The sequence below is a fragment of the Mesorhizobium sp. LjNodule214 genome (genome assembly GCF_964252735.1).
GTDB lineage: Bacteria > Pseudomonadota > Alphaproteobacteria > Rhizobiales > Rhizobiaceae > Mesorhizobium.
In genome coordinates, this window is record NZ_CAXUPE020000003.1 from 729,079 (window position 1) to 753,667 (window position 24,589).

17 protein-coding genes, 2 tRNA genes and 1 pseudogene are annotated in these 24,589 nt (G+C 60.4%); 12 read left to right on the forward strand and 8 right to left on the reverse strand.

Annotated features, from left to right (window positions below; translation table 11 throughout):
- Positions 1-26: 26 nt before the first annotated feature.
- Positions 27-103, reverse strand: a tRNA-Asp gene (locus tag ACSQ3Z_RS28910).
- A gap of 219 nt (positions 104-322) precedes the next feature.
- Here ACSQ3Z_RS28910 and ACSQ3Z_RS28915 point away from each other — a divergent pair.
- Together ACSQ3Z_RS28915 and ACSQ3Z_RS28920 are read left to right on the forward strand one after the other, a co-directional pair.
- A tRNA-Val gene (locus ACSQ3Z_RS28915) sits at positions 323-398 on the forward strand.
- 351 nt (positions 399-749) lie between these two features.
- Positions 750-1,721: a DUF4238 domain-containing protein gene (locus ACSQ3Z_RS28920; RefSeq protein WP_436174665.1), complete on the forward strand. Its 972-nt coding sequence runs from the start codon at positions 750-752 to the stop codon at positions 1,719-1,721.
- Between the two features lie 41 nt (positions 1,722-1,762).
- On the opposite strand, the gene ACSQ3Z_RS28925 is transcribed toward ACSQ3Z_RS28920, so the two are convergent.
- Positions 1,763-2,314, reverse strand: a complete 552-nt coding sequence (locus ACSQ3Z_RS28925) for a Shedu immune nuclease family protein (protein WP_436174666.1) — start codon at positions 2,312-2,314, stop codon at positions 1,763-1,765.
- 98 nt (positions 2,315-2,412) lie between these two features.
- Here ACSQ3Z_RS28925 and ACSQ3Z_RS28930 point away from each other — a divergent pair, with 98 nt between their 5' ends.
- Entirely contained in the window at positions 2,413-2,889 is a 477-nt protein-coding gene (locus ACSQ3Z_RS28930; protein ID WP_436174667.1) for a hypothetical protein, read from the forward strand.
- 217 nt (positions 2,890-3,106) lie between these two features.
- Here the strand turns inward: ACSQ3Z_RS28930 and ACSQ3Z_RS28935 are convergent, their stop codons facing one another.
- Positions 3,107-3,781, reverse strand: a complete 675-nt coding sequence (locus ACSQ3Z_RS28935) for a redoxin domain-containing protein (protein WP_436174668.1) — start codon at positions 3,779-3,781, stop codon at positions 3,107-3,109.
- Positions 3,782-3,986: 205 nt separating this feature from the next.
- Between ACSQ3Z_RS28935 and ACSQ3Z_RS28940 the strand changes: the two genes are divergently transcribed.
- Positions 3,987-4,808, forward strand: a complete 822-nt coding sequence (locus ACSQ3Z_RS28940) for a recombinase family protein (protein WP_436174669.1) — start codon at positions 3,987-3,989, stop codon at positions 4,806-4,808.
- 68 nt (positions 4,809-4,876) lie between these two features.
- Here ACSQ3Z_RS28940 and ACSQ3Z_RS28945 read toward each other — a convergent pair whose 3' ends face one another.
- On the reverse strand, positions 4,877-5,110 hold the full coding sequence (locus ACSQ3Z_RS28945; protein WP_436174670.1) for a GcrA family cell cycle regulator: 234 nt from the start codon (positions 5,108-5,110) through the stop codon (positions 4,877-4,879).
- 633 nt (positions 5,111-5,743) lie between these two features.
- On the opposite strand from ACSQ3Z_RS28945, the gene ACSQ3Z_RS28950 reads away from it, so the two are divergent.
- The 3 genes from ACSQ3Z_RS28950 to ACSQ3Z_RS28960 all read left to right on the forward strand — a co-directional run bounded on the left by ACSQ3Z_RS28950 (position 5,744) and on the right by ACSQ3Z_RS28960 (position 7,408).
- The gene (locus tag ACSQ3Z_RS28950; protein ID WP_436174671.1) at positions 5,744-6,097 is read left to right on the forward strand and encodes a hypothetical protein; all 354 of its coding nucleotides are present in this window, start codon (positions 5,744-5,746) and stop codon (positions 6,095-6,097) included.
- A gap of 128 nt (positions 6,098-6,225) precedes the next feature.
- On the forward strand, positions 6,226-6,885 hold the full coding sequence (locus ACSQ3Z_RS28955) for a L,D-transpeptidase (RefSeq protein ID WP_436174672.1): 660 nt from the start codon (positions 6,226-6,228) through the stop codon (positions 6,883-6,885).
- Between the two features lie 10 nt (positions 6,886-6,895).
- A complete protein-coding gene (locus ACSQ3Z_RS28960) occupies positions 6,896-7,408 on the forward strand; it encodes an OmpA family protein (protein ID WP_436174673.1) in 513 nt (170 codons plus the stop codon).
- Positions 7,409-7,719: 311 nt separating this feature from the next.
- On the opposite strand, the gene ACSQ3Z_RS28965 is transcribed toward ACSQ3Z_RS28960, so the two are convergent.
- Together ACSQ3Z_RS28965 and ACSQ3Z_RS28970 are read right to left on the reverse strand one after the other, a co-directional pair.
- Positions 7,720-11,055 carry an AAA family ATPase gene (locus ACSQ3Z_RS28965; RefSeq protein WP_436174674.1) on the reverse strand — a complete coding sequence of 1,112 codons (3,336 nt, stop codon included), beginning with the start codon at positions 11,053-11,055 and terminating at the stop codon, positions 7,720-7,722.
- Between the two features lie 609 nt (positions 11,056-11,664).
- On the reverse strand, positions 11,665-12,672 hold the full coding sequence (locus tag ACSQ3Z_RS28970) for an AI-2E family transporter (protein ID WP_436174675.1): 1,008 nt from the start codon (positions 12,670-12,672) through the stop codon (positions 11,665-11,667).
- Positions 12,673-13,039: 367 nt separating this feature from the next.
- Between ACSQ3Z_RS28970 and ACSQ3Z_RS28975 the strand changes: the two genes are divergently transcribed.
- The gene (locus ACSQ3Z_RS28975) at positions 13,040-15,904 is read left to right on the forward strand and encodes an MFS transporter (protein WP_436174676.1); all 2,865 of its coding nucleotides are present in this window, start codon (positions 13,040-13,042) and stop codon (positions 15,902-15,904) included.
- A gap of 193 nt (positions 15,905-16,097) precedes the next feature.
- The gene (locus ACSQ3Z_RS28980; protein WP_436174677.1) at positions 16,098-17,015 is read left to right on the forward strand and encodes an ABC transporter substrate-binding protein; all 918 of its coding nucleotides are present in this window, start codon (positions 16,098-16,100) and stop codon (positions 17,013-17,015) included.
- 346 nt (positions 17,016-17,361) lie between these two features.
- Here ACSQ3Z_RS28980 and ACSQ3Z_RS28985 read toward each other — a convergent pair whose 3' ends face one another.
- Both ACSQ3Z_RS28985 and ACSQ3Z_RS28990 read right to left on the reverse strand, forming a co-directional pair.
- The gene (locus tag ACSQ3Z_RS28985; protein ID WP_436174678.1) at positions 17,362-18,900 is read right to left on the reverse strand and encodes a permease; all 1,539 of its coding nucleotides are present in this window, start codon (positions 18,898-18,900) and stop codon (positions 17,362-17,364) included.
- Entirely contained in the window at positions 18,897-19,649 is a 753-nt protein-coding gene (locus tag ACSQ3Z_RS28990) for an ABC transporter ATP-binding protein (protein ID WP_436174679.1), read from the reverse strand. Before ACSQ3Z_RS28990 ends, ACSQ3Z_RS28985 begins: the two co-directional genes overlap by 4 nt.
- Before the next feature lie 676 nt (positions 19,650-20,325).
- Here ACSQ3Z_RS28990 and ACSQ3Z_RS28995 point away from each other — a divergent pair.
- The 3 genes and pseudogenes from ACSQ3Z_RS28995 to ACSQ3Z_RS29005 all read left to right on the forward strand — a co-directional run.
- A complete protein-coding gene (locus ACSQ3Z_RS28995) occupies positions 20,326-22,071 on the forward strand; it encodes an adenylate/guanylate cyclase domain-containing protein (protein ID WP_436174680.1) in 1,746 nt (581 codons plus the stop codon).
- A gap of 617 nt (positions 22,072-22,688) precedes the next feature.
- A complete protein-coding gene (locus ACSQ3Z_RS29000; RefSeq protein WP_436174681.1) occupies positions 22,689-23,027 on the forward strand; it encodes a hypothetical protein in 339 nt (112 codons plus the stop codon).
- A gap of 725 nt (positions 23,028-23,752) precedes the next feature.
- A pseudogene (locus ACSQ3Z_RS29005) lies at positions 23,753-23,935 on the forward strand (calcium-binding protein); the annotation flags it as partial.
- Positions 23,936-24,589 lie beyond the last annotated feature (654 nt).

Below are 24,589 nucleotides of genomic sequence, written 5' to 3' on the forward strand. Positions count from 1 at the left end.
CCCTTGTAAAAACAAGAGATTGAGAGTGGCGCGAGTGACGGGGCTCGAACCCGCGACCTCCGGCGTGACAGGCCGGCACTCTAACCAACTGAGCTACACCCGCGCATGAGACGAGCACGTGTCAGCCGTGTTCGTCGTTGGGGCGCTGGATAAGGGGTTCGTTACCGGGTGTCAAGCGTGGCGAGACAGCATAACAGCAAACAGGAGAAGGTTTTTTGACAAGTGCGCCCGTGCCGTCGAAAACCACTCCGCGGCGAGCATGCCGCGTGTTCATTTGGCCTTGCGAAGCCGGTCCTGACCGCTTAAAGGTCCGCGCCGGAGCGGGCGATTAGCTCAGTTGGTAGAGCGCTTCGTTTACACCGAAGATGTCGGCGGTTCGAGCCCGTCATCGCCCACCATATAACTGATTGAAAATATTGCGAAATGTGTCCTGTTCTTTCTGACCGAAACTGAGGCGCTCTCGTCCAACAGGTAAATAGCAGGCAAGTCAGCCAAGGTCGCATGACCTCACAGGATGCTTGAACTGTGTAGTCGCGCAGCCACAAACTGGGCCGACAACGCCGATTTCGAGCGTCTGTCGAAACCTTGAGTCTTCATCCTGATTGAGCCTTTCGCTTGCTGCCAAAGACCCGGCGGTTATGGTGAGAGTGCATGTATAGCGCTACGCACGCTAGTTTGAGGTGCTGAAAGGTGAACCATCCTATGATGGTCGGTGCGGCCAAGCTTCCCATGAATGAAGGCAGCGCCTAATGCCGCTCGATCATTTCGTATCGCAGGTGCATCTGCGCAACTTTTACTCTGCGGATGAGCGGGGGCGACTTGTGGCCGTCAAGAAAGACGACCTCAAGAAGTTCTATCCCTGGTCGGAGAATGTCTGCCGCAGGCCGGACGGCAGCACGAACGACTATCTGCGGGAGCCGCGCGCGATCGAGGCGTTCCTCAAGCGCATCGAGCCGAACTACAATGCTGCGCTCGAGGCTGTGCGCCGCCGCGAGCCCGATGTGGACGAAATCTATGTCATCGCCGGCTTTGTCGCCTACGTGATGTCTTGCTCGCCCACTGCCATGCGTATTGGCACACCGCACATCGCTGCCACCGTGCAGTCCGCGGCCAAGATTCTCGATGCTCAAGGCTTGCTTCCGCCTTCGCCGGATGCGCTCGGAAAGAAAAGCATGACCGATCTACTGGGTGACGGCTCGGTTCAAATCAAGATCGATGAGAAGTACCCCCAAGCGATCGGCATCTCCCAGATAGAAGGGCGGGTGCATATTTTCGGCAATGCCCACTGGGATGTCATGTTCGCTAACCCTGCTGACGGCGCGTTCTTCACAAGCGATTTTCCTGTCGCGCTTGGCCCATCCTATGACGATCGGGTGGTGAGCAAGACGGTGCCGCTCGCTCCCGATGTCGCGGTTTGTATCCACCCGAAGCTGCGCGAGCGGGGGAGGGAGCCCGACTTCTCTTTCCCTGGGTTCCGCGCTCGCTTCCGGCGCCTCAAGGGAAACGAGATCCGCGAGGTCAACCGCAGTCTCGCGCGCGCCGCCGAGACGGTGGTTCTTTTCAACCGTGACGCCGAATGGCTGGTCCCGTTCGTTCGCAATAACCGGAATTTTCGTGCGGATTCCGTCGTATCGCAAATACCCTCGCCATCAGGTGGCAGCATCATCGTCGCGCGCCAGGAGATTGTACCCTACGCGCGACCGATACTGCCGCCATCATAGCCGGCAGATGGCAAGCACATCCGGCGACACCCAAGCACCGATCAAGCTTGCTTTGCGGTGAGAAGTTCGCGTAGAGATTTCAGCTTCGCGAGAAGCTCATCGAAGGTGATAATCGATAGGCCCGACAGAGCATTGCGGTACAATTCGAAAGCGCGCTTGCGCTCGGCATCAGGAATAATGCCCGCCAGCAACACACCCTTGATGCCGTAGGACTCCAGCTTGTGTTGCGGATTGTGCACCTTGAGTCGGTAAATGTCGCTCTGCAGCTTATTAACCTGATCCAGGATCTGCGCGACCGCCCCGACAAGCTCGGAGGAAGGCGCAAAAACACCGCCCCGGTATTGCCTTTTGCTGATGAGTTCCATGCCCGGCGTTCTTATTTCCAAGACAGCGATATTGTCGGTCAGCTGGTTGGTGAACAGGAAATCGGCGATCTTTTCTCCTGATCCGTCGAGGACCTTGCCGCCGACATGTGCCTGACCCTGCAGCAATAGAACGGGCACGTTGAATGCCATGTCCAAGATGAACGGGTTGGCTTTAAAGAGCCCCTGCCACTGGGGTTCTGTTGCTTTCGCTGCGAACTGCGTCTCCATGTGTGCTATGAGCTCATCGCGAGGGACGCCAGTTCGATCTCATCATTTCGATCTCATCATGAAGTTTTACAAGCGCGCCGCGTAGGGACTTCAGCGACTTGCGCACCGTCGCGCCGGCAAGGCCGACGACAGCCGCGCGATCGAATATCGACCAGGGGGTACGGGACCTCGTCAATGACATCCATGGCTTGTCGCGCAAGCCTGTGCTCGGCCCGGTGCCTAGCAGTGTAGCCCTGCCGGCTACTGGCTATTCGAAGACGGCGACGGCGATCGCCAAGGTCTTTGTTGAGGAAAGGCTGGATGCCATGTTCTCGCATCCCCAGAAAGGTGTAGACGAACTTGCGGCCGTCATCGGTGCTTCAGAAGACAACGTCGAGGATGCGCTGCATGAAATGCGCGATCTCGTGACGGTCAGCTTCGGTCGCGTTTGGCCGAATGCGGACCTTTTCGCCGCGTTCGACAAACATTTCATGCCTTGGTCGCCCGAGGAGGACGCACTGCGCATCGCCGCCGACCTGATTAACGGTCCGTCGATGCCGCACGATACCGCGCAGGCCAGTACGCCCGGCAGATGAAGGACGAGGGCCTGCGCAAGGCGGCGCAGCGCGTACAGAGCCGGAGATGATCCGGTCGGGGGAACTGCTGATGCAGCTGGAGGCCGAGAAGGGTGGCAGGCCGAAAACTGGATCGGAGCCGGGCGCGGTTTCCTCTCGCCGAAGCGCGTCGACCCTGGCTCGAACTAACGGGTTGCATAGCCTACTATCCGTGCAGCCGATGTCCGCAACTACGCCGCTACTGACCAATATCCGACGCGACCGACATCATCGCCTCAGAGTTCGGGCGGGCGCCCAAGCCGCCATCGAAAACCTCGGAAAAAGTCCAGCGAACGACGCCGTTGCAATCGAGCAGGAACTGGCCCATGAGCTGGCCCACGCCGGTCGCAATCATTTGCTGGTCCGCTTCAGTGATGTCGTAGTTGTCTTTCTTGTTCAGGTATTCGAGCGCCGAAAACGGGTCCATCGGCTCCGGCATTTCTCCGGGCAGGTCGATCCTCATCGCCTTCACATCGCTCATCGAAACCTTTTGCGGCCATGCGCTTTCACCGTCGATGATCTGCATGTTCGGCAATCCAAAGGCCCGGTGTGACGCCCGCTCCGGATCGGATGCAGCAAGCAAGCTAACCATCGGATGGTACCGGAGATAAAGGCGCGCCCGTTCGATGGGCGTGTTCACCACCGTGAGGCTTTCGATGCCCTTTGCGTTGAGGGCGGGTGTGAGCAGCGAAACCGTGGCGATATGACGCCTGCAAAACGGACAATGCAGACCTCGATACAGTCCAACCAGCACCGGCTTCTGGCCCCGGAAATCGTCGATGGCTATCTTGCCCTCGCGAGTAATTGCGTCGAGCACGACATTGGGGGCTCGTTCGCCCAGTCGCAGAGGGCCTGTATCGACACGGTCTGACATGCTTAATCCTCCTCACCGGTCAATCGAGTACGGGAAGCGCGGCGGTACTTCCGGCTCCAGCCGAGTTCGGCACACACTTCCTGTGCGTGTTGAAATTGCAATGTAGCACAGAGATGGGCGGACGTTGGGGCGCTACCTTAGTGTCGGCACTTTCTGAGCTTGATTTCCGGGCCATTTTCGCGTCATGTTTAACGGGCGGTAGGCCATGAATGGCAAGGCTTTGAAGCCAGCGGTGGCCTATCTTCGTACTTCATCCGCAGCCAACGTCGGCGCCGACAAAGACAGCGAGCGACGCCAGGGCGAGGCGGTGGGGGCGTTTGCCCGTTCAACCGGCTACGAAATCATTGAGAGCTATTACGACGCGGCGGTGAGCGGTGCCGACGCGGTTACAACCCGCCCGGGTTTTTCCGCAATGCTCGAGCGCCTTCTGTCGAATGGCGTGCGCACCATTCTCGTCGAAACCGCCTCCCGCTTCGCCCGTGATCTGATCGTTCAGGAGACCGGCTACGAGATGCTGAAATCACACGGGATCGAACTGATCGCTGTCGACAGCCCTGACAGTTTTGTCGGCGACACCCCGACGGCGAACCTGATCCGCCAGGTGCTCGGCGCGGTCTCGGAGTTCGAGAAGGCGATGCTGGTGGAGAAGCTAAGGGGTGCCCGCGAGCGCAAGCGCCGGGAGACCGGCAAGAAAGTCGGTGGGCGCCGAAACTATTCCGAGATTGATGGCGGACTTGAGCTGATTGCGCTCGCAAAGAAGCTGCACCGATATCCGGTCAACGGCCGGCAACGGACCTTGGCCGATGTTGCGGAGGCCCTGGCCGAGGCAGGATATCTGTCGAGCGCCGCAACTCCTTACACGCCCACTGCCGTCTCGCGAATGCTGGCATCAAGGAGAAGTGAGCGCACCACGCCTCGAAAGGTCGACGTCAAATCATCATCGTCGACGTTCGAACCAATGGCCGTAGTGTTGCAACAAGAGGCCGCCGAGCCAGCAGCGCGGACACCGCTCGGGTCGCGCTGGTAGCCACCGGCACCTCCGGGGGGTTGTCGGCGGCGGGGGGCGGGGATGGGTTTGTGGGGCCCCTACATAACCTACGCGGCGCGTCGTTGAGCGAGGTGGAAACCCGAACGGGCTCGACGAGGGTCGACGGCGGTCACGATGCTGTGGTGGTGATCACAGTAGACGCGATCCGGCGAAGTTGGCCCAGCGCAAAAACGGTACCCGCCGGGTACCGACGGGTCTTCGCTCACCGGGAAGCGGCACTGATGGACGCCTAGCTTAATGAGGGGGACGTCTCTCGAAGTTAGTCTGATATTTTCAGGCATGATGGTTTTCAGGTTCCTGGTTCATAGCCATTGCCGGCTGACGGCCGCAGTGCGACCGCGTCAGGCCGAGTTTCTCTCGTTTTGGAAGGCTATGGTTCACCATATGGTGTTGGTCGCACCGTCAATGAAGCCCGCCGCCCTGCTTCTGAAGCCAATAGTTTGCGACCTAAGGCCACACCTGCGCGGGTAAGAACGTACAGGCAAAGTGCCATCGTAGGCTGCCCCGAGGCACCAGCCCCGCCGGGGTTCGTCGGTGGCGAGGTGGGGGGTGGATTTGTGGGGCCCCTATCAGGCGCGCCTAGCCGTTCACGTTCAGAACTCTGATAGCCGACGCTCTCGCCCCCCAAAACCCAAATCGCTCCGAAAGACGGAGTTCGACCCAACGGTGACCTTCTTCATTGTCCGCGTCGCGAATGGCAGCAATGCGCCGCATTCCGGTCATTGCGCTGACTACGTCCGCATTCTGTAAGCGGCGATCGTCTATTACCACCCTTGGAGGCCGCTCAGACAAGAAGCAGACTTCCCAAACTGATGCAAATAGGCGGCGGGCGCTTGGTGGGGGGCAATGCGCAGTGACTTCGGCCGCCCAGGAGTCTAGGCTAGCAGGACTTCTGCCAGCACGAAGACTGCCGCATGCCCCGCTTTCTTGCGGTCTACACTATGAAGCCCGAAGACCTCGCCCGCTTTCGGAGCCTGCCTAAGCCCGAGCAGAATGCGATTGATGCCGTCGGCTTACAGCAGTGGGCGGACTGGGAGGAGAGAAATGCCGCGTTTTTCCCCGATCGCGGCGGCATGGTCGGTAGGACGACGCGCGTAACCAAGGACGGCATCGCCGACGCCGTGAACCCTTTCTGTGGCTACATTGTCGTCGAGGCCGATACCATCGATGCTGCCGCCCGCCTGTTCGAGAACCACCCGCATTTCACGGTCTTCCCGGGAGATGGCGTGGACATCATGCCCTTCCTCACCGGCCCTGCGCCGACTTGAACATCCGCCAATCGCTTGCTGATGCCAGAAGCCGTCTGCCCGCTATCGGCTAACTGCAGCATTTTCCACTTTGAGGCGAAATAATTCTCAACTATGGTCCGTCAGGCTTAAGGCATGGGGGATTGCCGATGGTTTTGTCGCGCAGGGGTGTCGTGCTCGGCGGCCTGGCGCTGGTCGCGGTCGGTGCAACCGGCAATATTGTTCAAGCCGCGACGGCAAAATCCTTTTTCGCCGGTACCGCCAGCGACAACAATTTTGTCTATCGCAAGACCAACTTCGCCAAGATCGACAAGAGATGGCATCGCCAGATCGTCAAGTATTTCAGCAGCGAGCCGGTCGGCACCGTCGTGGTCGATACCCGCCACCACTTCCTCTACCTCATCATGGAAAACAAGACCGCCATCCGCTACGGCGTCGGCGTAGGCAAGGACGGCTTCAAATGGTACGGCCGCGCGACGATCGACCGCCGCGCGCTGTGGCCGCAATGGGTTCCGCCCCCCGAAATGCGTAAGCGCAAGCCGGACCTACCGCCCATGGTCGCAGGCGGCGCGTCCAACAATCCGCTCGGGCCGCGCGCGCTCTATCTGTACCGCGACGGCGCCGACATCGGCTACCGCCTGCATGGCACGCTGGAGCCATGGAGCATCGGCGCCGACGCTTCCAGCGGCTGCATCCGCATGTTCCCGGAAGACATCATCGACCTCTACCAGCGGTGCCCGATCGGCACCGCGGTGGAGGTCCTGCCGCACATCGCCGACCAGGCGCCCGCTTCCACCACTGTCGAATGATTGGCGCATCATGAACCGCATGATTGAAAACACGCGCCGGCTGCTCGCCGCCGGCCTGCTGGTGCTGGCCGCATCCTGCTCGACCAGCAACACGCTGGCCCCTCCCACCCCCGACGTCACCAACACCGAGATTGCCGGCTTCCAGAACGTGCAGCCGGGCAGCGAGGAGGATTTTATCCTCAATGTCGGCCGCCGCACCTATTTCACGCAAGGTTCGGCCGCGCTCGATTCTGTCGCCAAGGCCACCCTCGACACCCAGATTGCCTGGTTAGCAAAGCATCCGCGCTGGCTGCTCAAGCTGCAGGGTTTCGCCGACGATCCGCGCGCAAGCGAAACGGCGCTGTCGCAGCAGCGCGCCGATGCGGTGATGGACTACCTCGCCGCCGGCGGCATAGACCGCAACCGCATGTGGGCCAAGGGCTACGGCAAGGACAGACTCGTCCGCGACTGCCCCGACGCCGCCTGCAGGTCGCAGAACCGCCGCGTTGTATCTAATTTGCGCGATGAGAGGGACGAGTCGTAGGGGGCTGCTGTTTTGCTTGTCACCAAATCAGAGTCTCACACGCGACGGCGGCATGGCTGCTTTGCGCCTCGTTTCGGTCATTCCATCGGCTATCGCCGTCCACCAAAAGCCGACATCGGTGGTCCAAGCGCTAACCGGCTACTTCGCGCCATGTTCGGACCTACGCGGGGACAAGCGTGAACGTCTCATCTCAACCATTCCTTACATTCCAGTCCAAGCGAACGAACGCGCGTCTCGGGCGCGCAATGAGCCAAGCTTGCATCAAATCGACTTCAAACTACGTTGTCGGAACCGACGCAGATGGTGCGACCTCAACGGCTCAGGGCGTCCAGCGCCCTTTGTGCCGAGATGAGGTCGACGATTGGATACCTAGTGTTAAATGTGTCGACCAACGCTTGCAGACGCGTCGCGGCCTCATGGACACGACCTTGCCGTGCCAGAACCGATGCTAGTTGCGTTGTGGCGCGAAGCTCGAAGAGTCTCGCTTGCTGACGACGGGCAGTGGCAATTGCTGTTTCGAATAGGTGCGCGGCACCCGTCAGGTCACCTCTATCCGCGGCAATCTGGCCACGAAGGCGGATACATTCTGCTAGATAGCTCGCCTCGTCCGTGTCGAAAATGAGGGTATCGACATCATCAAGCATTTGCGATGCGTCTTCGATGCGACCGGCCCGCAGGAGAAGATCACAAAGTTCGCATGCTTTCTCAGGGGTATGAAATACGACGCCGTGCCCACGCCAAAGAACCAAACTCTCCCGGACGTCATCGATGCCGGCATCCAGTTCGCCTAAATGCGAGCGGGCATGACCACGCCACCTAATGCCGCTGCTTCGACGCGCCGTGTAGCCATGCCGTTCGCAAATTTCGACGATCTTCGTAGCGTTATCGAGTAATTCCTTGTATTGGCCGAGTAGCGCGCACAATTGGCACTGCACGAGAAGATGCCACGCAAAGTCGAAAGGTTTATCGAGCTGGTCAAAATTTCGCATCAGGCGCTCTTTCTCTTCGACTGCAGCTTCAAATAAACCCAAGATCATCAGCGATTCGCTAAAATATGCCTGGGCAGACACACGTTGATCCGCACCGGCGAACGAAATACGACGACTTGGGGCAACACGATCAATCAGGCCCAGGGCCTTGCGCAAGGCGTCCGCTGCCAGTCGTTGCTCTCCCCGGTTGAAATGAGCCATCCCCCTAGTTGCCAAAAGGGCACTCAAATAGGCTGGAGGAAGGAGATCGGCGCCTTTTGTTAGCTGTTCATCGGCGAGCATCAGATAGTCGCGATTGCGCCCAGTGGCATAAAGAAATGGAGCGAGTGAAAGTGCAACGTCACACTGCAGCTCGGCCAATGCAGTGTTCGCGGCGGCAAGACGTGCATCATCAAGCGTCTTCCCAAGGCGCTCAGAACGATACCCTTCAGCCTGCATCAAGGCATTGGCCATCGCAAGGTGGAGACGTGTCATCCGTTCGGCGCCGCCGGACACATCGCCAAGTCTCCTGCTGCAGTCAATGGCACTGGCAAAGTGCGACACGGCTTCCCGAGTGGCAGCTCTCTCCACGGCGGCCCTTCCAGCCTTTTGCCAGTGATCGAGCGCGCCCGCCCAATCCCCGGCTTCCTGAAGGTGGCGCGCGAGGAGCTCGGGTTGCGCTTCAGTGATTTCGGTCCACTTTTCCTCCAACACATCTGCGACACGCTTATGGAGCTCCTGGCGCTTAGCGCGCAGCAACGTGCCATACGCTGCGTCCTGAACGAGCGCATGCTTGAAAAGGTAAGTGGCCAGTGGCCGCGTCCCGCGGCAGAACACCAGACCGGCGCCGACGAGTTGATCCAGTGCGCCATTTAGATCAGCGGTATTTCGCTGTGCGACCGCTGCCAGCAATTCGTAGGAGAACTCCCGACCGAGAACCGCGCCAACCTGTGCGACCTCCTTAACGGTTGAGCCGAGGCGATCGAGCCGCGCCATCAACGAGGCATGCAGCGTGGCGGGGACGTTCAACGCCGTCGCAGCAGCTCTTGAGAGCACTGTCCTGGTGTTGCCGCCCTCCAGCACCGCCTTGGTCAGCTCCTCGACGAACAGTGGCACCCCATCCGTGCGCTCGATAATCTCCGCGACAACGTCGCTCGGCAGCTCCTCGGTGCCGACGACCCGCTGGACCAGCGCGGCGCCTTCACGACGGTCGAGCCGGTTGAGGACAAGAACCGTGACGTGCGCCTGCCCGGTCCACGGCGGTTGAAACTCGGGGCGGAACGTGAGGAGAAGCAGAACTGGCAGGCGCGGAACTCGCTCGATGACCAGGTCGAGCAGCTCGCGCGAGCTGGGGTCGATCCAGTGGACATCCTCGAAGAGCATCAGCACCGGACCTTGTCGCGCCAGGTCTTCGAGCCGCCGGAGCAGCGCATCGAAGGTCTTTTCTTTCTTACGCTGGGGCGTCAGTTGGAGAGGCGGGAAGCGGCCTTCGGTCGGCAACGACAGCAGCTCGGCGAGCAGCGCGACGTCCTCCGGCGAGACCGGGGCAAACAGGGCCGCAAGCTTATCCAACTTCGCCTCAGGCGGGTCGTCGCGCTCCAACCCGGCGGCACGTTCTAGCTGCGCAATGGTCGGGTGGAGCGCGCTGTCTTGATGGTGCGGCGAACAGAAATACCGCAAGCGGGTGTGCGGCTCATTCTGGATCCGCTCCTGCAAGGTGACGGTGAGGCGCGACTTTCCAATGCCAGGCTCGCCTGAGAGCAGCACCACACGACCTTCACCACTTTTCGCGCGATGCCAGTGGCGCTGCAGCAGGTCGAGCTCCTCCTCACGCCCGACCAGCGGCGTGGGCGTCGTCCCATGCAGCGCCTCGAACCGGCTTTCGACAGCGCTCTCACGAACCACTTGATAGGGATGGATCGGCTCCGGAAAGCCTTTCACCTCGACGGCGCCAAGATCGCGATATTCGAAAAGACCGCCGACCAGCTGCCGCGTTTGCGGCCCGATCACGACCGCGTCGGGTTCGGCAAGAGCTTGCAGGCGGGCGGCGAGGTTCGGCGTCTCGCCCACCACGCCGCGCTCTTGCCCTTCGCCGGCAGTGATCAAATCGCCAACGACGACCTGCCCGGTGCCGACGCCGATACGAACCCGCAATGGCTCGGGCTCTTGGAGCCGCCTAACAGCATCGACGAGAGCAAGGCCAGCGCGCACCGCCTGCTCGGCGGCGTTCTCGTGCGCTTGCGGGTAGCCGAAATACACCAAAACTCCGTCGCCCATGTATTTGGCGACAAAGCCGCCGAAGTGAGCGACCGTATCGGCGACACAGCGGTGATACGCTCCGATGATCTCACGCAGGTCCTCGGGATCCAGACGCGACGCGAGCGCCGTCGACCCGACGAGATCCACGAACATGACGGTCAGCTGTCGACGCTCCGCGCCTAGCTCCTGGGTGCGGATCTGAGCCGCGATGTCATCGGTGCTCGCGTTGGGATGGCTTGACGATGGCCCCAGCCCCACTATTGCCTTGCGGAGTCGCTTGCGATGACCGAGGAGCATACCGAGCTTCTCGAGGTCGGCATCGGTCAGCTCCGGCAGGACTTCCGCGTCGATCGCGTTGTCGCGAAATGCCTGCTCGTATTGCTGGAGCCCGAGGCCTCGCAACCAAGCGGCAACGTCCACACCAGCTCTCCTAAGGCTGAACCCGGGTCCCTCGGCCACAATATTAACTCAGATGCCAGGGAAATGCTGTAGACCCGGATTTCTGTCGAAGCTGGAGGTCCTCTGGAAGACTTGGGGGCTCGGAGTCCGACATGGTTGCCGCGGCCGTGACAGCTTTTGGCAGCAAAGCGGACGATACGCTCCTAGTGATCAAGCGTCCGCATCGGGTCAACTCACGACATCGGACATTGGAAGTTCAACCTCCGCTATCGTTGTTCCCTCCACCACAAGCGGACCTACTGCTTCCGGCCCCATTGCGGTCAAATCCGGGGCTCGCTACGGAGTGACCGCTCATGGCGGCGCTCAGCCGACCATCGAAGTCGCTGAACATCATTTAGGAACGGTACTCGTGGCTCAAGCTCAAAGCTCTGTATCGCGCGCGGCATGCTCCGGCAGCGATGTGATGCACATAGCCGCCAGCGCCAGGACAAAGAGGCCCTTCGACATTCAGCACACCGCAGGCTAGAGAACGAGGCAATCCGCTCGATCAGAAATGGACCCTATGTCACGCTAGTCAAGGGTGCGCGGTTTCCCACTTGCTTGCGTGTCAAATCGCCAGCTGCTCTAGCCCTAGATCAGCCCGCGCATCGTCAGTTCATCCTTCAGATAGGCATAATAGATCGGCGCGGCGACAAGACCCGGCACACCGAACCACGCCTCCATGAAAACCATCGCCAGAAGAAGCTCCCAGGCACGCGCATTGATCCGCGAACCGATGATCTTGGCGTTTACGAAGTATTCGAGCTTGTGAATGACGATGAGAAAGGCAAGCGATCCGAGCGCTGCAAGGAAGGAGATGCTGAGGCTGACAACCACGATCACCGTGTTGGAGATCAGATTGCCGATGACCGGCAGAAGGCCGGCGACGAAAGTCAGCGCTATCATCGTCCTGATGAATGGCAGATCGATGCCGAAGGACGGCAGAACAGCGACGAGATAGATCGACGTCAGAAACGTATTCAACGCCGAAATCCGGATTTGCGAGAACACGATGTTGCGAAAGGCCTTGCTCAATATGTTGACACGATCCGCCAGCGCGTCCGCCAGTGGGCCGGGCTCGCCTGATGGCGCCGCCGAACTCACCGCGATCAAGCCGCCGATCACCATGCCGACGATAATGTGGACCACCAGGACGCCGACATCCCGACCGACGAGTTGAAGCTGGCCGGCATGTTCGCGGAGCCATCGGGCAGCGAAGACTTCCAGTTCCTCGATGTTCGACGGAAAATAGTCCATCGCCCAGGTTGGGAGATGGACGCGCGCGGTATCGATGATCTCGGCCATCTTCTTGAGGAGCGTCACGACGTTCTCCGAACCGCCAGTCAATTGCGACACGCCGCTAAAGATAGCGGCGGCTATCAGGAGCGTGAAAATCAATGCCACCAAGGTCAGCGCAAGGCTTTTCGTCAGGCTGCTGGAGACCCCGATTCGATAGAGCATCGGTGCGGCGAAATGAACAAGGTTGAACACGAGAAGGCCCGAAAGCAGTGCCGGAAGCAGGCCGAGCGCGAGAACGGCGACGAGCGCAACAAGCGCGAGCAGGCACGACGCGAGATAGAACCCTGGGAAAGTCAGCACTTTTCACCTGCAGAGGCAGCCAAGTCCTCTCCGGTTTCAATTAATTTGATACCCGGTGATGCGCAAGCGGACACGCGCCCAATACGTGTGTGAAGCTAACCGCCAACATTTCCTTCCGGATGGTTGTCGTCCATACTTTGATCCATGTGACACGGTCCATCAGGGTCGAATAGGCGCTTCATCAGGAAGTGGGTCGCGCCCATTCTCGCCTTGATGGTCCCGAAGGGATGTTCGGGCACAAAGACATTGCGGCGCATCTCTCGCACCTCGTGCTCGAAATCGACCTCGATCCCGGATGGCCCACTGGCGAAGCCCGCACGCTCAACGTAATGTTGCCGCGCGCCGCTTGCGTGGGGAGGGCGCCACGATGCTTCTTCGAAGCTGGATAACCTTCTCGGCAGTCATCGGCCTGCTGCAAGCCGTCGTGGGTCTGCTTTCGGTTCTCCAGCACGATGCAGTGCTTTCCGACCTTCTAAGGCAGCGAATTTCCGTCATTGCCCAGACGACCGCAACGTCGTTCAAACCGATCATCGACCTTGGCCTGCCGCTCTCCATGATCCGCAACGGCGACGCCATCGTCGCGCGGGCGCTGGAGATCGACGACCAGGTCAAGGCAGTCCACGCGCTCAACCCGTCGGGAATCATCCTCTACACCACCGATGCGTCACGGCCAAAGGAGGTTCCGCACGAGGTGCTGCAAGCGATGCAGTTGTCGAGAAGCGTCAAATGGAGCACAGAGACAGCCACGCAAATCTACAGCGGGTTCAACGTGGTGGGCCGTGATGGCGCCACCAGCGGCGCCGTGGTTGTCGCCTACCCGAAAGACCGGCTCGAAGCGGCTTCACAGGCAATAGTGAGAAAAGTTGTCCGCACCGCCCTGCTGATCTGGGCCGCGTTCTCGGCGATATCCTATCTTCTATTGAACCTGCTTCTTAGAACCCCGCAGCGTCGACTTGCCCGCCTGGAGAATGTCGTCCGTGGCGAGCCCGATGCGGAGATAGGCACCGACAGCAACTTGAGATCCAGTGGCCCCGGCGCGTTCTGGCGCGACCTTTTTGGCCCCCAGATCCGGCAACTCGGCGCAAACCTTTCAGACGCGAGACAGCAGTATGACGAGGCCAGCCGGGAACTCGGCGCCTTCGCATCACCGGTTGCAGAGGACAGGCGCCCCGAGGGCGACGACACGCTCGTTGCCACCGGGCCTACTGCCGAGACCGAGATTGCGGCCAACCCCTTGCGCTCGCTCGCCCGGCAGATCGCATCGCGCCTGGCGCCGCTGGCGGCGGTGCTGATGGTGAGTTCCGCCCTGATTTTGGGCGTCATCACCCTGGGCAATGTCAATCGCTCCATTGAACCTGAGATGTCGGCCCGCACAAACCTGATTGCCACGGTCGTTGGCGAAGACGTCCAGCGCGCACTGGCGACGGGCGTGCCGCTGGATGGTCTCGTCAACGCCGAGGGGTTCTTCGCCGATATGCTCAAGCAATTGCCCGAGATCGCATACGTTGCCGTGGCGACAGGTCGGGTGGTGCTGGAAGTCGGCGAACGGATAGACCCTTACCTCGCTCCGCCGCGCGAACGCAAAGGCGTGCGCAGTCATCCGATCATGCACAATGGCGAGGAGATCGCCTACGTGGTGATCGATGTCGACCCCGCCTTCATCTCCAAGAAGTTCCTCGACGTCTTTCTTGATATGGGCGTCGTCGTGGTGGTGGCCGTGCTGATCGCCTTCGAGATCATGGTGCTGATGAGCAGCCGCTCACTGACTGCCGCTCTCGACCGATTGCAGCGGCTGGCGGCGATGCAGGCGGCCGGAGACTTCTCCAAGCGGGTGGTGGTGGGCGCCCGCACCGCCATCGACCGCGCCGCCCAGATCCTGGTCGAGCGCACCGAAGGCCTCAGTGCACAGTTCGCCACGGCATGGCAAGGCGTCGATGGTTCGGAAGCGAGGGGAGCCAGGCTCGCCACATTGCAGGCGCGCTACGGTCTTTCGCTGAATGGACCGGCGACCCTGCGCTTTTCCTATTTCACCGATCTGCGGCTGGCGCTGTTTCTGTTCGCGGCCGCTGACGAGCTGCCGCTTTCCTTCATGCCGCTTTACACGAGGGCGGCACGCAATCCCTTTCCGTGGCTTTCCGAGAGCGTGCTGATCAGCCTGCCGCTTGCCGGATACTTGCTCGCAATCGTGCTGGTGTCGCCGTTTTCACGGCCGCTTGCCCGATGGCTCGGACCGCGAAGACTGCTGATCCTGGCGGCGGCACCGACGATTGCCGCCCATCTTTGGCTCTATTGGGCCACCAGCGTGCCCGAGATCGTGGCATCCCGCACAATCCTTGGGGTGGGCTACGCCTTCGTGACGCTCGCCTGCCAGGATTACGTCATCGACAACACGCCGCGCGACGAGCGAGACCGGTCGCTCGGAATGTTCTCGACGGTATTGTTCGGGGGAATATTCTGCGGCACGGCGCTGGGCGGGGTGCTGGCAGACAGGCTGGGCAAGGCCAATGTGTTTCTGCTCAGCGCCACCTTTGTCCTGGTCTCCGCGCTTCTGATCTTCTCGCTGGTCGCCGATACCGCGAGCCGGAATGATGGGCCGCGCGCCAAGGCAGCTCGACCGCCGCTGCTGGCCTCGTTGCGCAACTGGCATTTCGCCGCGCTGGTGTTCGGCATCGCCATCCCCGGCAACATCTGCCTGCAGGCCTTCATTTCCTATCTCGTGGCTTTGACGCTCGATTCCCTTGGTGCCTCGCCGGCGGATATCGGACGCACGTTGATGGTCTACTTCCTCGCGATCGCCCTGGTCAGCCCGCTTGCGGGGCGCGCGGCGGAGCGGGGGATTCCCGTCACGGCCGTAGCCTTGTCCGGGGGAATTCTCTGCGGCATCTCGCTCCTGACGGCCGCCGTCTGGCCGAGCCAGATAGCCATCTTCCTTGCGGTGCTGGGCTCAGGAATCGGCAGCGGTATGGTTCGGGGAGCGCAAGTTTCGCTCTCGATGTCGATTGCTGAAACGGAGTTGAAGCATCTGGGGGCCGATGCGGTTCTGGGTGCATTGCGAACGGTCGAGCGGTTCGCCAGCATCGCCGGGCTCCTGATGGTCGCAGCTGTCGCGGGCCTCTATGGCTACGCCGTGGCGACGGCCACCGCGGCGACGCTCGCGCTTGGTGGCGCCATGCTGTTCGGGCTGTCGGTGTTGGGCAAGCGAGCGGCGCGGGGCCCGGTAGCCGGCGCATAGAATTAGTCGGAAGTAATTTAGCTGGCAGTGAATTGGTTTGCCGGTCCGAACCTGACGGCGTTAAACTGGCGGCTGGCGCCTCGGGGCGCATCATGGGGGAATCGTCGTGAGATCGATTGCACGCGGACTGCTGACATTGGCCGTATGCGTTGTGCTGACCTCTCTGGCCCATACGGCGGACAGGAAGCAGATCTTGGGCATCTTCTACGAAGGGTGCGAAAACGTCTGCGAAGGGTTCAAGGCGGGGATCGCAAAGAGTGGCTTCGCCGCGGACGTCACGATCGTCGATCTGGCTCAGGACAAATCGCGCATCCCCGCCGCAATTGCCCAGGCCCGGGCGATGCCAGCCGATCTGGTGCTCACCTACGGCACGAACGGGACGCTTGGCGTCATCGGCACGCTGGACGATGCGGACAACCCTGCATTTCTCACCGAGATTCCCGTGGTCTTCGTGAAAGTCGCCGACCCCTTCGGCACGCACATCGCCAAGGGCTTCGAAGGCAGCGGACGCGCCAATGTCGCTGGAACCTTCAACCGGGTGCCGGAAGCGATCAACATCGAGATCGTCCGCCAGTACGATCCGACGTTCGACAAGCTCGGCCTGCTCTTCAACTCGAACGAACGCAATTCGGCGCTCACGGCGGAAGAACTCAAGAAAGTTGCGGCGACGCTCGGCATCGGGCTTGTCGCGCTCGAAATCGACCCCGGCAACGACGGCGTACCGGACGTCGCCCGCATTGCAGAGCGCATGGCCGAGTTGCGCAAGCAGGGGGTTCGCTGGCTTTACGTCGGCTCGAGTTCGTTCCTGAACGCCAATGGAGAGTTGTTCACCAAGACGGCGGTCGACAACGGCATCGCCGTTGTCAGCCCGTACGAGCCGCTGGTGCGCGAGCACCACGCGATGCTCTCCATTGCGGCGCGGCTGGAAGATGTCGGGCGTCTCGCGGCAGAACAGGCGCTCAAGATCCTGCGCGACGGCGCGACCCCCGGCGACCTTCCGATCGTGCGGGCAACCGACTTCGCCTATGTCGTGAACATGGAGGTCGCCAAGAAGCTGGGCCGCTATCCGCCGTTTGCCTTTCTCCAAGTGGCCGAGGCCGTGAACAACTGACCCCAGGAGCAGACGAATAGCACCACGAGATTGGAGCGCCCACTTCTGGCGCAAAGCGACCAACGCGGTGCCCAGTCGAAGTGTGCTTTCGGACAACGCCAAGCAACGTTCGTTGCGGCGAAGATTGGGTCGTCAGCGGAGTGGCGGCTTGTCGACGCGATTATCCCGAAAGCTGACGGACCGCTTCCGGCCTCTTAGCTGCCAGGCAGCAGTGCGCCGCATGTCGGCCGTTGAAGTCAGCTTTTCTATTTTCCGCAAGCAGTCATCGATTGTGATTGCTGGATCGGCATTTGCCCTAGAGGCGGACTTTGGACGAAGATGATTGTCGGAGACAGATCGGAGTCACCTATCCCGTCGCTTTTGGCGCGGCGAAATAAGTTACCACCAGCGTCAGCACGGTCAGGATCCCGGCAACGACACTGGCCGCTGTAACGCCACCAGCGTAGAGGGCGGCTGTGCCTGCCCAGCCGACCGACGAAAACCCTTCGGCGAATGTAGCGATCCGCGAGGAGGTCTGGCGACGATGAAATTGGGCACGCCGCGCCTGCGCGCGGAACCAAAGCTGGATCATCGTCGCCGAGATCGCCGCCAGTGCCGAGCCGGCTGCCAGAACCAACGCGTGTCGAGTCGAAACCATTGCGAAAGCCAGGACGAATGGGGCGACGACGACTATGATTGCGCGCAAAACCGCCTCGACCTTTGCGCGTATGATGCTTGTCGCGGTCACCGGCGCGGTCGCCACCAGGTCGGGTGCATCCTCACCGGAAATGGCAAGCCAAGCCAGGCCGCCGGCCAACTGCCCGGATGCCATCACCAGCACGGGGATGATCAGAACCAGCGCGTCCGTGCCGTGGCCATAATTCTTCCACAGCAATATCGCGGGTGGCAGCATGTAGAGCAGTTGCATCAGGCTTTGCGACATGAGCCAGGGATCGCGCAGCAACAATGTCCATTCCTTGCGGCGCAAGGCGTGTCCCGGCGACGTCAGACGAAACGACGCTGCCTTGCCTTGGCGGATCGAACCGCTCTCGCCAATGTTGGCGGCGAGCGCCGTGTAGCGCACGAAGCGCCATGAGAAAATTGCAATGGCGGCGGCGGCCAAAGCCACCGCACAGCCAAGCACCCAGGCCAGCCTCACGCCGTCGCCAAGGGCGGCTCGCGCCGGCCACCACACCAAGCTGTCCTCGGGCGGTGAAAGCGCGATTACCCACTCGTCCCGCAAGACCGCCAAATGCGAGAGCGTGTCGGTCGTGAAGATAGCGATGACCTGCAGAGAGATGACGAACAGCGCGCCGACGACTGCGGCCACAAATTGGGCGGCAAAGCGCGTGCGCCGCGGGCCGACGACGTTGAACAAAAACGCGGTTAGCGTGATGGCTAGGGCAGCTGCAACGCACCCCGTCGAGAACACCACGCCATAGGCGGCCAGCCATTGAGCTCCCTCGCGCCAAGCTAAGACGTTGATGAAGGGCGATGCGATCAGCATCGCCATGGTGCCGATCGAAATCGCGATCATCGTCAGGCGCACGACAAAGACCCGCCGCAGCGCCACCGGGGATGAATGCAGCAATTCCAGATCGGCGCGGGCATACAGCACACGGGTCGCCGCCTCCATCGCCTGCGAGGTCATCAGGAAGAAATAGAGCAGCACGCCGCTGGTCAGCAGCAGATAGTTGGCGCGCGAAACGGGAAAATCGGCGGCGGTGAAACGTCTAATCACAAACAGCGCAAAGGCATGCGCGAGCAGCACGCCGACTATCAAGAATATGCCTATCCTGCGCGAACGCCCCTTCTTGCCCGCAGTGAAGAGATAAAACCAGTCGCGCCAGGAGAGGCGCAATTCATGTGCCGCTAGCCAACCGATCGTTGCGGGATGGGCGCTCATGCCGCTTCGGCTACCAGAGCCAGGAAGGTATCTTCGAGGGTTCCGGCGCCATGGCCGGCCTGCCGCCGCAGTTGCTCGAAAGTGCCCTCAGCGATCAGCCTACCCTTGGCAATGACTCCGATGCGTTCAGCCATGCGCTCGGCCACCTCCAGAATGTGCGTCGTCATTATGACCGTTGCGCCGGCATCGACGCGTTCGCGCAACACCCGCTTGACCTGACGCGCCGAGCCGGCATCAAGGCCGGTCAGCGGCTCGTCAAGGACGATGATTTCCGGGTCATGGACCAACGCTCCGGCCAACGCCACCTTCTGTCGCATGCCCTTCGAAAAGCCGCTGCAATGCGTGTGTGCATGCGGCGTCAGGTCCAGCAGATCGAACAGCTGCCTTGCCCGTTCCTGTGCCGTGCTTGCCTTGACGCTCCACAGACCGGCGACGAATTCGAGATATTCGAATGGCGTGAGCTTGTCGTAGATCATCGGTTCGTCCGATATCCAGGCAACGATGCGCTTGGCTTCGACCGGGCTTCGGAGCGCGTCGCGACCTGCAATGGTGATCGTTCCCGCATCCGGTAGCAGCAGCCCCGCGACCATGCGCAGCGTCGTTGTCTTTCCGGCGCCATTTGGGCCAAGAAGGCCGTAAAACTCGCCCGCCCTGACGGTCAGGTCGAGGCCAGCCACCGCGGGCTTGTCGAAGCTTTTGTAGAGCCCACGAATTTCGAGCGCGTTCGCAGTGGTCGTCTCATCGGCCATGGCAGTCTCCAATGGATGGAGTTGGTAGCCCGGCAACGGTTTCCCAGGGGTGAAGGCCGCACCCGTGCGTGAGACGCCGTGTCCCATTGGTTAACGAACGGTAATCGGACCCCGTGCACGCCGATCATCCGGGCTAGGCTACCCTGGCAGGGTAGCGGATAAGCACGCTGCAGCGCGCGGTGTTGGCTGAGAATCAGTCTGGAGGCCTCGGCGCAGCCGGACAACGGATCGCCATCCGATAGAATGCTTGCCACCTGAACCAAGGTCAGTTTTTCGGGATCATTTGCCGTGAAGCGGACAGTCAGCAACCGGCCCCAAAAAAACGCGATGTCCGAGTAGTGCTTGGCGATGTCCGTAGTTGGCGCAAGCCGGATCTAGGGAGCGATGGAATAGTTGTGGTCTTGTTTGGGCAACCACAGCGGCGACTCCGACTCCACGGGTTCCATCACGGGCAACTTCGTGGGTACCTGATATGGGCCGGCGGCACTGCCGAATGAGCAGCCTCGAGCGGCATGGGGAGCGTTCGATTTCCTTCCCGCACGCGCTCATTTCGAGTAAAGCTATGACTGGGCGCCTTCCGATCGCGCGGGGACGGCGCTGTTAGGTGGCGGCGTGACTGTGATCGGCTTTGATTGCAGCGTTTGCCATCTAAGATTACGTGCTTCGAGGCTGGAACATGGAACACAGGCTCGCGGCGGTGCTGGCAGCCGACATGGCTGGATACTCTCGGCTCATGGAAGCCGACGAGAGCGGCACCCTTGCGCGGCTCAAAACGCACCGGATCGAACTCATTGATCCGGCAATCGCCAAGAACCAGGGCCGCATCATCAAAACCACCGGTGACGGCATGCTGGTCGAGTTCCAGAGCGTGGCAGATGCCGTGCGCTGCGCCGCGGAGGTGCAGATCCGCATGCGCCGCCGCAACGCCGACGTGCCGGATGCCGGGCGCATTCAGTTCCGGATCGGCATCAATCTCGGCGACATCATCTTCGATGAGGGCGACATTTATGGCGACGGCGTGAATGTCGCCGCCCGGCTGGAGCAGATGGCCGAAGTCGGCGGGGTGTGCGTCACCCAGGCCGTGTACGAACAGGTTTTCGACCGGCTCGAAATCAGGTTCGAGGACCTCGGCGAGAAGGCCCTCAAGAACATCTCTCGCCCGATACGGGTCTGGCGCGCGGTGCTAGACGATGCAGCCGATCCGCGAGCGGGGGACGGCTCGGCCCGGCGCAGCGTGGTGAAGCCGTCGATTGCGGTCCTGCCATTCGCTAATATGAGCGGCGAATCCGAACAGGAATTTTTCGTTGATGGTCTGACCGAGGATATCATCACGGAACTTTCGCGCCGGCACGAGCTGTTCGTCATCTCGCGCAACTCCACCTTCGTCTACAAAGGGCAGTCGGTAAACCTCCGTGAAATCGCCCGGAAGCTGGGCGCGCAATACCTGGTGGAGGGCAGTGTCCGCAAATCGGGCGGTCAGCTCAGGGTGACGGCGCAGCTGATCGATACTGCCACCGATACGCACATCTGGGCCGAGCGATACGACCGCAAGCTCGACGATGTTTTCGCCATTCAGGACGAACTAACCGCAGCGATCGTGGCCACGCTGCCAGGCCGCGTCGAGGCCGCACAGCAGGACCTCGTGGCGCGCAAGACACCTGCCAACATGGCAGCATACGAATGTGTGCTCGCGGCCAAGGTCCGCCACCATCGCAGCACTCGAGCCGAGAATGAGGAGGCGCTGAAGCTGGTGACCCGAGCGCTAGAACTCGACCCCGAATACGCGCATGCCCATGCTTGGCGGGGGTGCATCCTGGGGCAAGCTTGGGGCTACGGCTGGTGCGCTGATAAGGACGCCACTTTCGACGAAGTCGTCCGTGAGCTTGAGTTGGCGCAAGCACTTGACATCAACGATGCGGACGTCCAACGGATATTGGCGGCCATTAGCATCAGCCGCAACGATCTGACGAAGGCTCGGCACCACCAGGAGCGGGCTCTCGCACTCAATCCAAACTACGATCTCGTCGTGGTCCAGCACGGCGAGCTTTTGACTTGGCTCGGTCGCCCTAAGGAAGGAGCCCACTGGATTCACAAGGCGATGCAGTTGAATCCTCACCACCCGGAACGCTTCTGGAGCCATCTTGGGAAAGCTCACTTTACAGCCCACGAATATTCCGAAGCAATCGAGGCCTTCATGCATCTGTCGAAGATGGATGCCAACCAACACGCCTTTGTCGCGGCGGCCTATCACTGGCTGGGCGATCGGACCGCTGCGTCCGCTCACCTCGTTCAAATAGACAAGGTCGATCCGGAATTTACGATTGATGCGTTCGTCTCGACCCTGCACTACGAGAACGAGGCGGATCTTCATCATCTAGTTGATGGACTGAAGTCTCCCGAAGCGGCGCAGGTGAAAGCATAGTATTCGAATCTCGCGAGCGGGCGATTTTAGGTAGCCTGCAACATAGCAGCGGAGGAGCCTGGCGGCGCCCCCACTAGAGGGAGCGACTATTGTGGTTGTGCGGTTGGCTCTGGCATCCCGCGGGCACGTGTAGGTCCGAACTTGCTGCTCGGGCTATCGTGCGTTGACTTGACCGCTCTATGCCGAGACGGGGCGGCTCTGATCGGGCTATGGTGCTCGGCTGGATTGCCGGACTGAACGCATGATCTCCTATATTGGCGCAAAGCCGCCCGCGATATGCTGGACGCGAAGGTCGGCTTTTCAGTCCAATCACCCCAAAAGCGGATCTTCCGCTGTCGGCCCCAAGCTGAAATCTCTGCCCAGCTAGGTGGCCGGTCGGCCGATGGCCACCCGCCGGGGTCTGTCGGCAGCAGGGCAGGGTGGCTTTTGTGGCCTACCACCAGGCAAGTTTTCAGTTTTCAGGCGGGCTCAATCGGCGAGCATAGGCGGGAGGATCAGTTTCTGAAGCGGAAACGTTTTGTCAGCAGACAATATGATCGCGTTGCAGAGCACCTCTGCGAACCGCTGCGCAAGTGCTAAAGTGTGCCGGCGCTCACTAAACGGCAAGGATATAAGGCATGCCCGCAGTCACCCGCCGTACGCTTCTTGCGTTCACCGCCGTTGCATCTGTCGTTGAACCGACGTTTGCTGAAGGGGAGGGCATCTCACGCGAATTGCAGGCGCTGATCGCAACCCATGAGGTCACCTACAACGCGCTCCATAGGGTTGTCCACCGAGCGGACAGCAGCTGGCACGACCGCAAGAGTGCAGGCCGAATTGAGGAGGAAGCACTGCTGGCCATTTGTTCCTATCCTGCGACCAGCCGAGGCGACCGCCGGGCCAAGGCCGAGTACCTGTCGAGGAACGGGGCGAACTCGACCTGGAAGAGCACATGCAGGCAATCTTGCACTCCATGATGCAGGGCTGATTGCGCCTCGACCCAGTTCATCAATGCCATGCAGGCCTCGGTGGTCGGCGAAGAATTCGTCGTCGGCGCCACCGCCGTCATTCACCTCGAGGCGCCGACGGGCTGGAGATCAAGGCGCAGAAGAGCCATGATGAACTGGAGCGGCTCAAGGAGACTTGTGGGTGGAGGGAAGGACTGTCCCGATGGCTGAAGAAACGAACCGGCCTGTGCTGACTTTCGTACTATTCTTTGCCCGGGAACATTCGTCATCACAATGAAGGGCGACAAGAGTCTGTGGGGTCGGGTATAAGCAGAACCGGCGGCCGCGTCAGAATTTTCGCGACATCGAATAGATGTGTTGGGTGGGAGATAGCAAAGTTGGCGGGTCCGCGAAAGCGGTTGCTGAGGCTGAGAACGCCGAACGCGCCGCCAAAGACGGCCAGGTGGAAATCACTTCGTGTGACGTGCGGCAACTGATCCGTATGCTGCCTGCGGGCATCACTGTCAGAAAAATGGTGGGCTGGTCATGATGGCCGGCGTTTGGAAACAGCAAAGGGGTAAGAGCATTTGTTCCGCGGATCAAATGTAAGTAGCGCTGTCCCTTTGTGCAACGCACAATCTCCCTGGATGCTTTCAAGTTAACCGTTAACGCCGTTTCTCATTGACACTTGCGTGAAATCATATTCAACATCATTAATAAAAGGTTAATTTTTGGGGCGTTGGGGAGGAAGTGTTATGGGCGCGAATGGCGACAGCAATTATATTGGCACGTCCACTGACTACGACGACAAATTGATCGGGGGTTCTGGGGCCGACACGCTTTCAGGGGGCGGAGGAAACGACGTTCTCAATGGTGGTTCCGGTGCAGATATCCTAGATGGCGGCAGCGGGATTGATAGCTTGCTAGGCGGCTCCGGCGCTGACACCCTTATTTTCGTATCGTATGAGAATCAGTACAAACTCCAGGGGACCATATATGACAATGGTATCGCGCAAATCGGCGTAACGACCTTCAGCGGGTACGATAGTTACGATGGTGGAAATGGTACTGTAAAAGGTGGTACCACCGAGATTGACACGCTAAAAATTGTGATCAGCGTACAGCAGTCTAACGATGTTGCCTTTATGGCAGCCCTAAATGCCGAGATTGATTATTTTAACAATGTTTGGCTACCGGCCCATGTCAACAAAAGCACAGGGCAGGCAGATCAATCGATTTATGAATTCAAGAGCATAAATCTGAAAATTTCTGCAATCGAAAAACTCTCGCCCGTCGTGATCGATCTCAGCACCAATCATGCACCGGTGAACACCGTACCGTCCGGGGTACAATTGACCGATGAGGACGTATCAAAGGCAATTGCAGGGGTTTCGGTTGCAGATCCTGATGGCGGCACGCTAACCACTACAGTGTCAGTTCTGCACGGCACTCTAAACGTATCGAGCAGCCCGCTTGTGACCGGCAACGGCACCAATTCTGTGACCATCGTTGGCTCCGCAGCCGACATCAATTTGATTCTGACCGGTCTAACTTATACGGGAATTGGGGATTTTAACGGGTCGGATACGCTA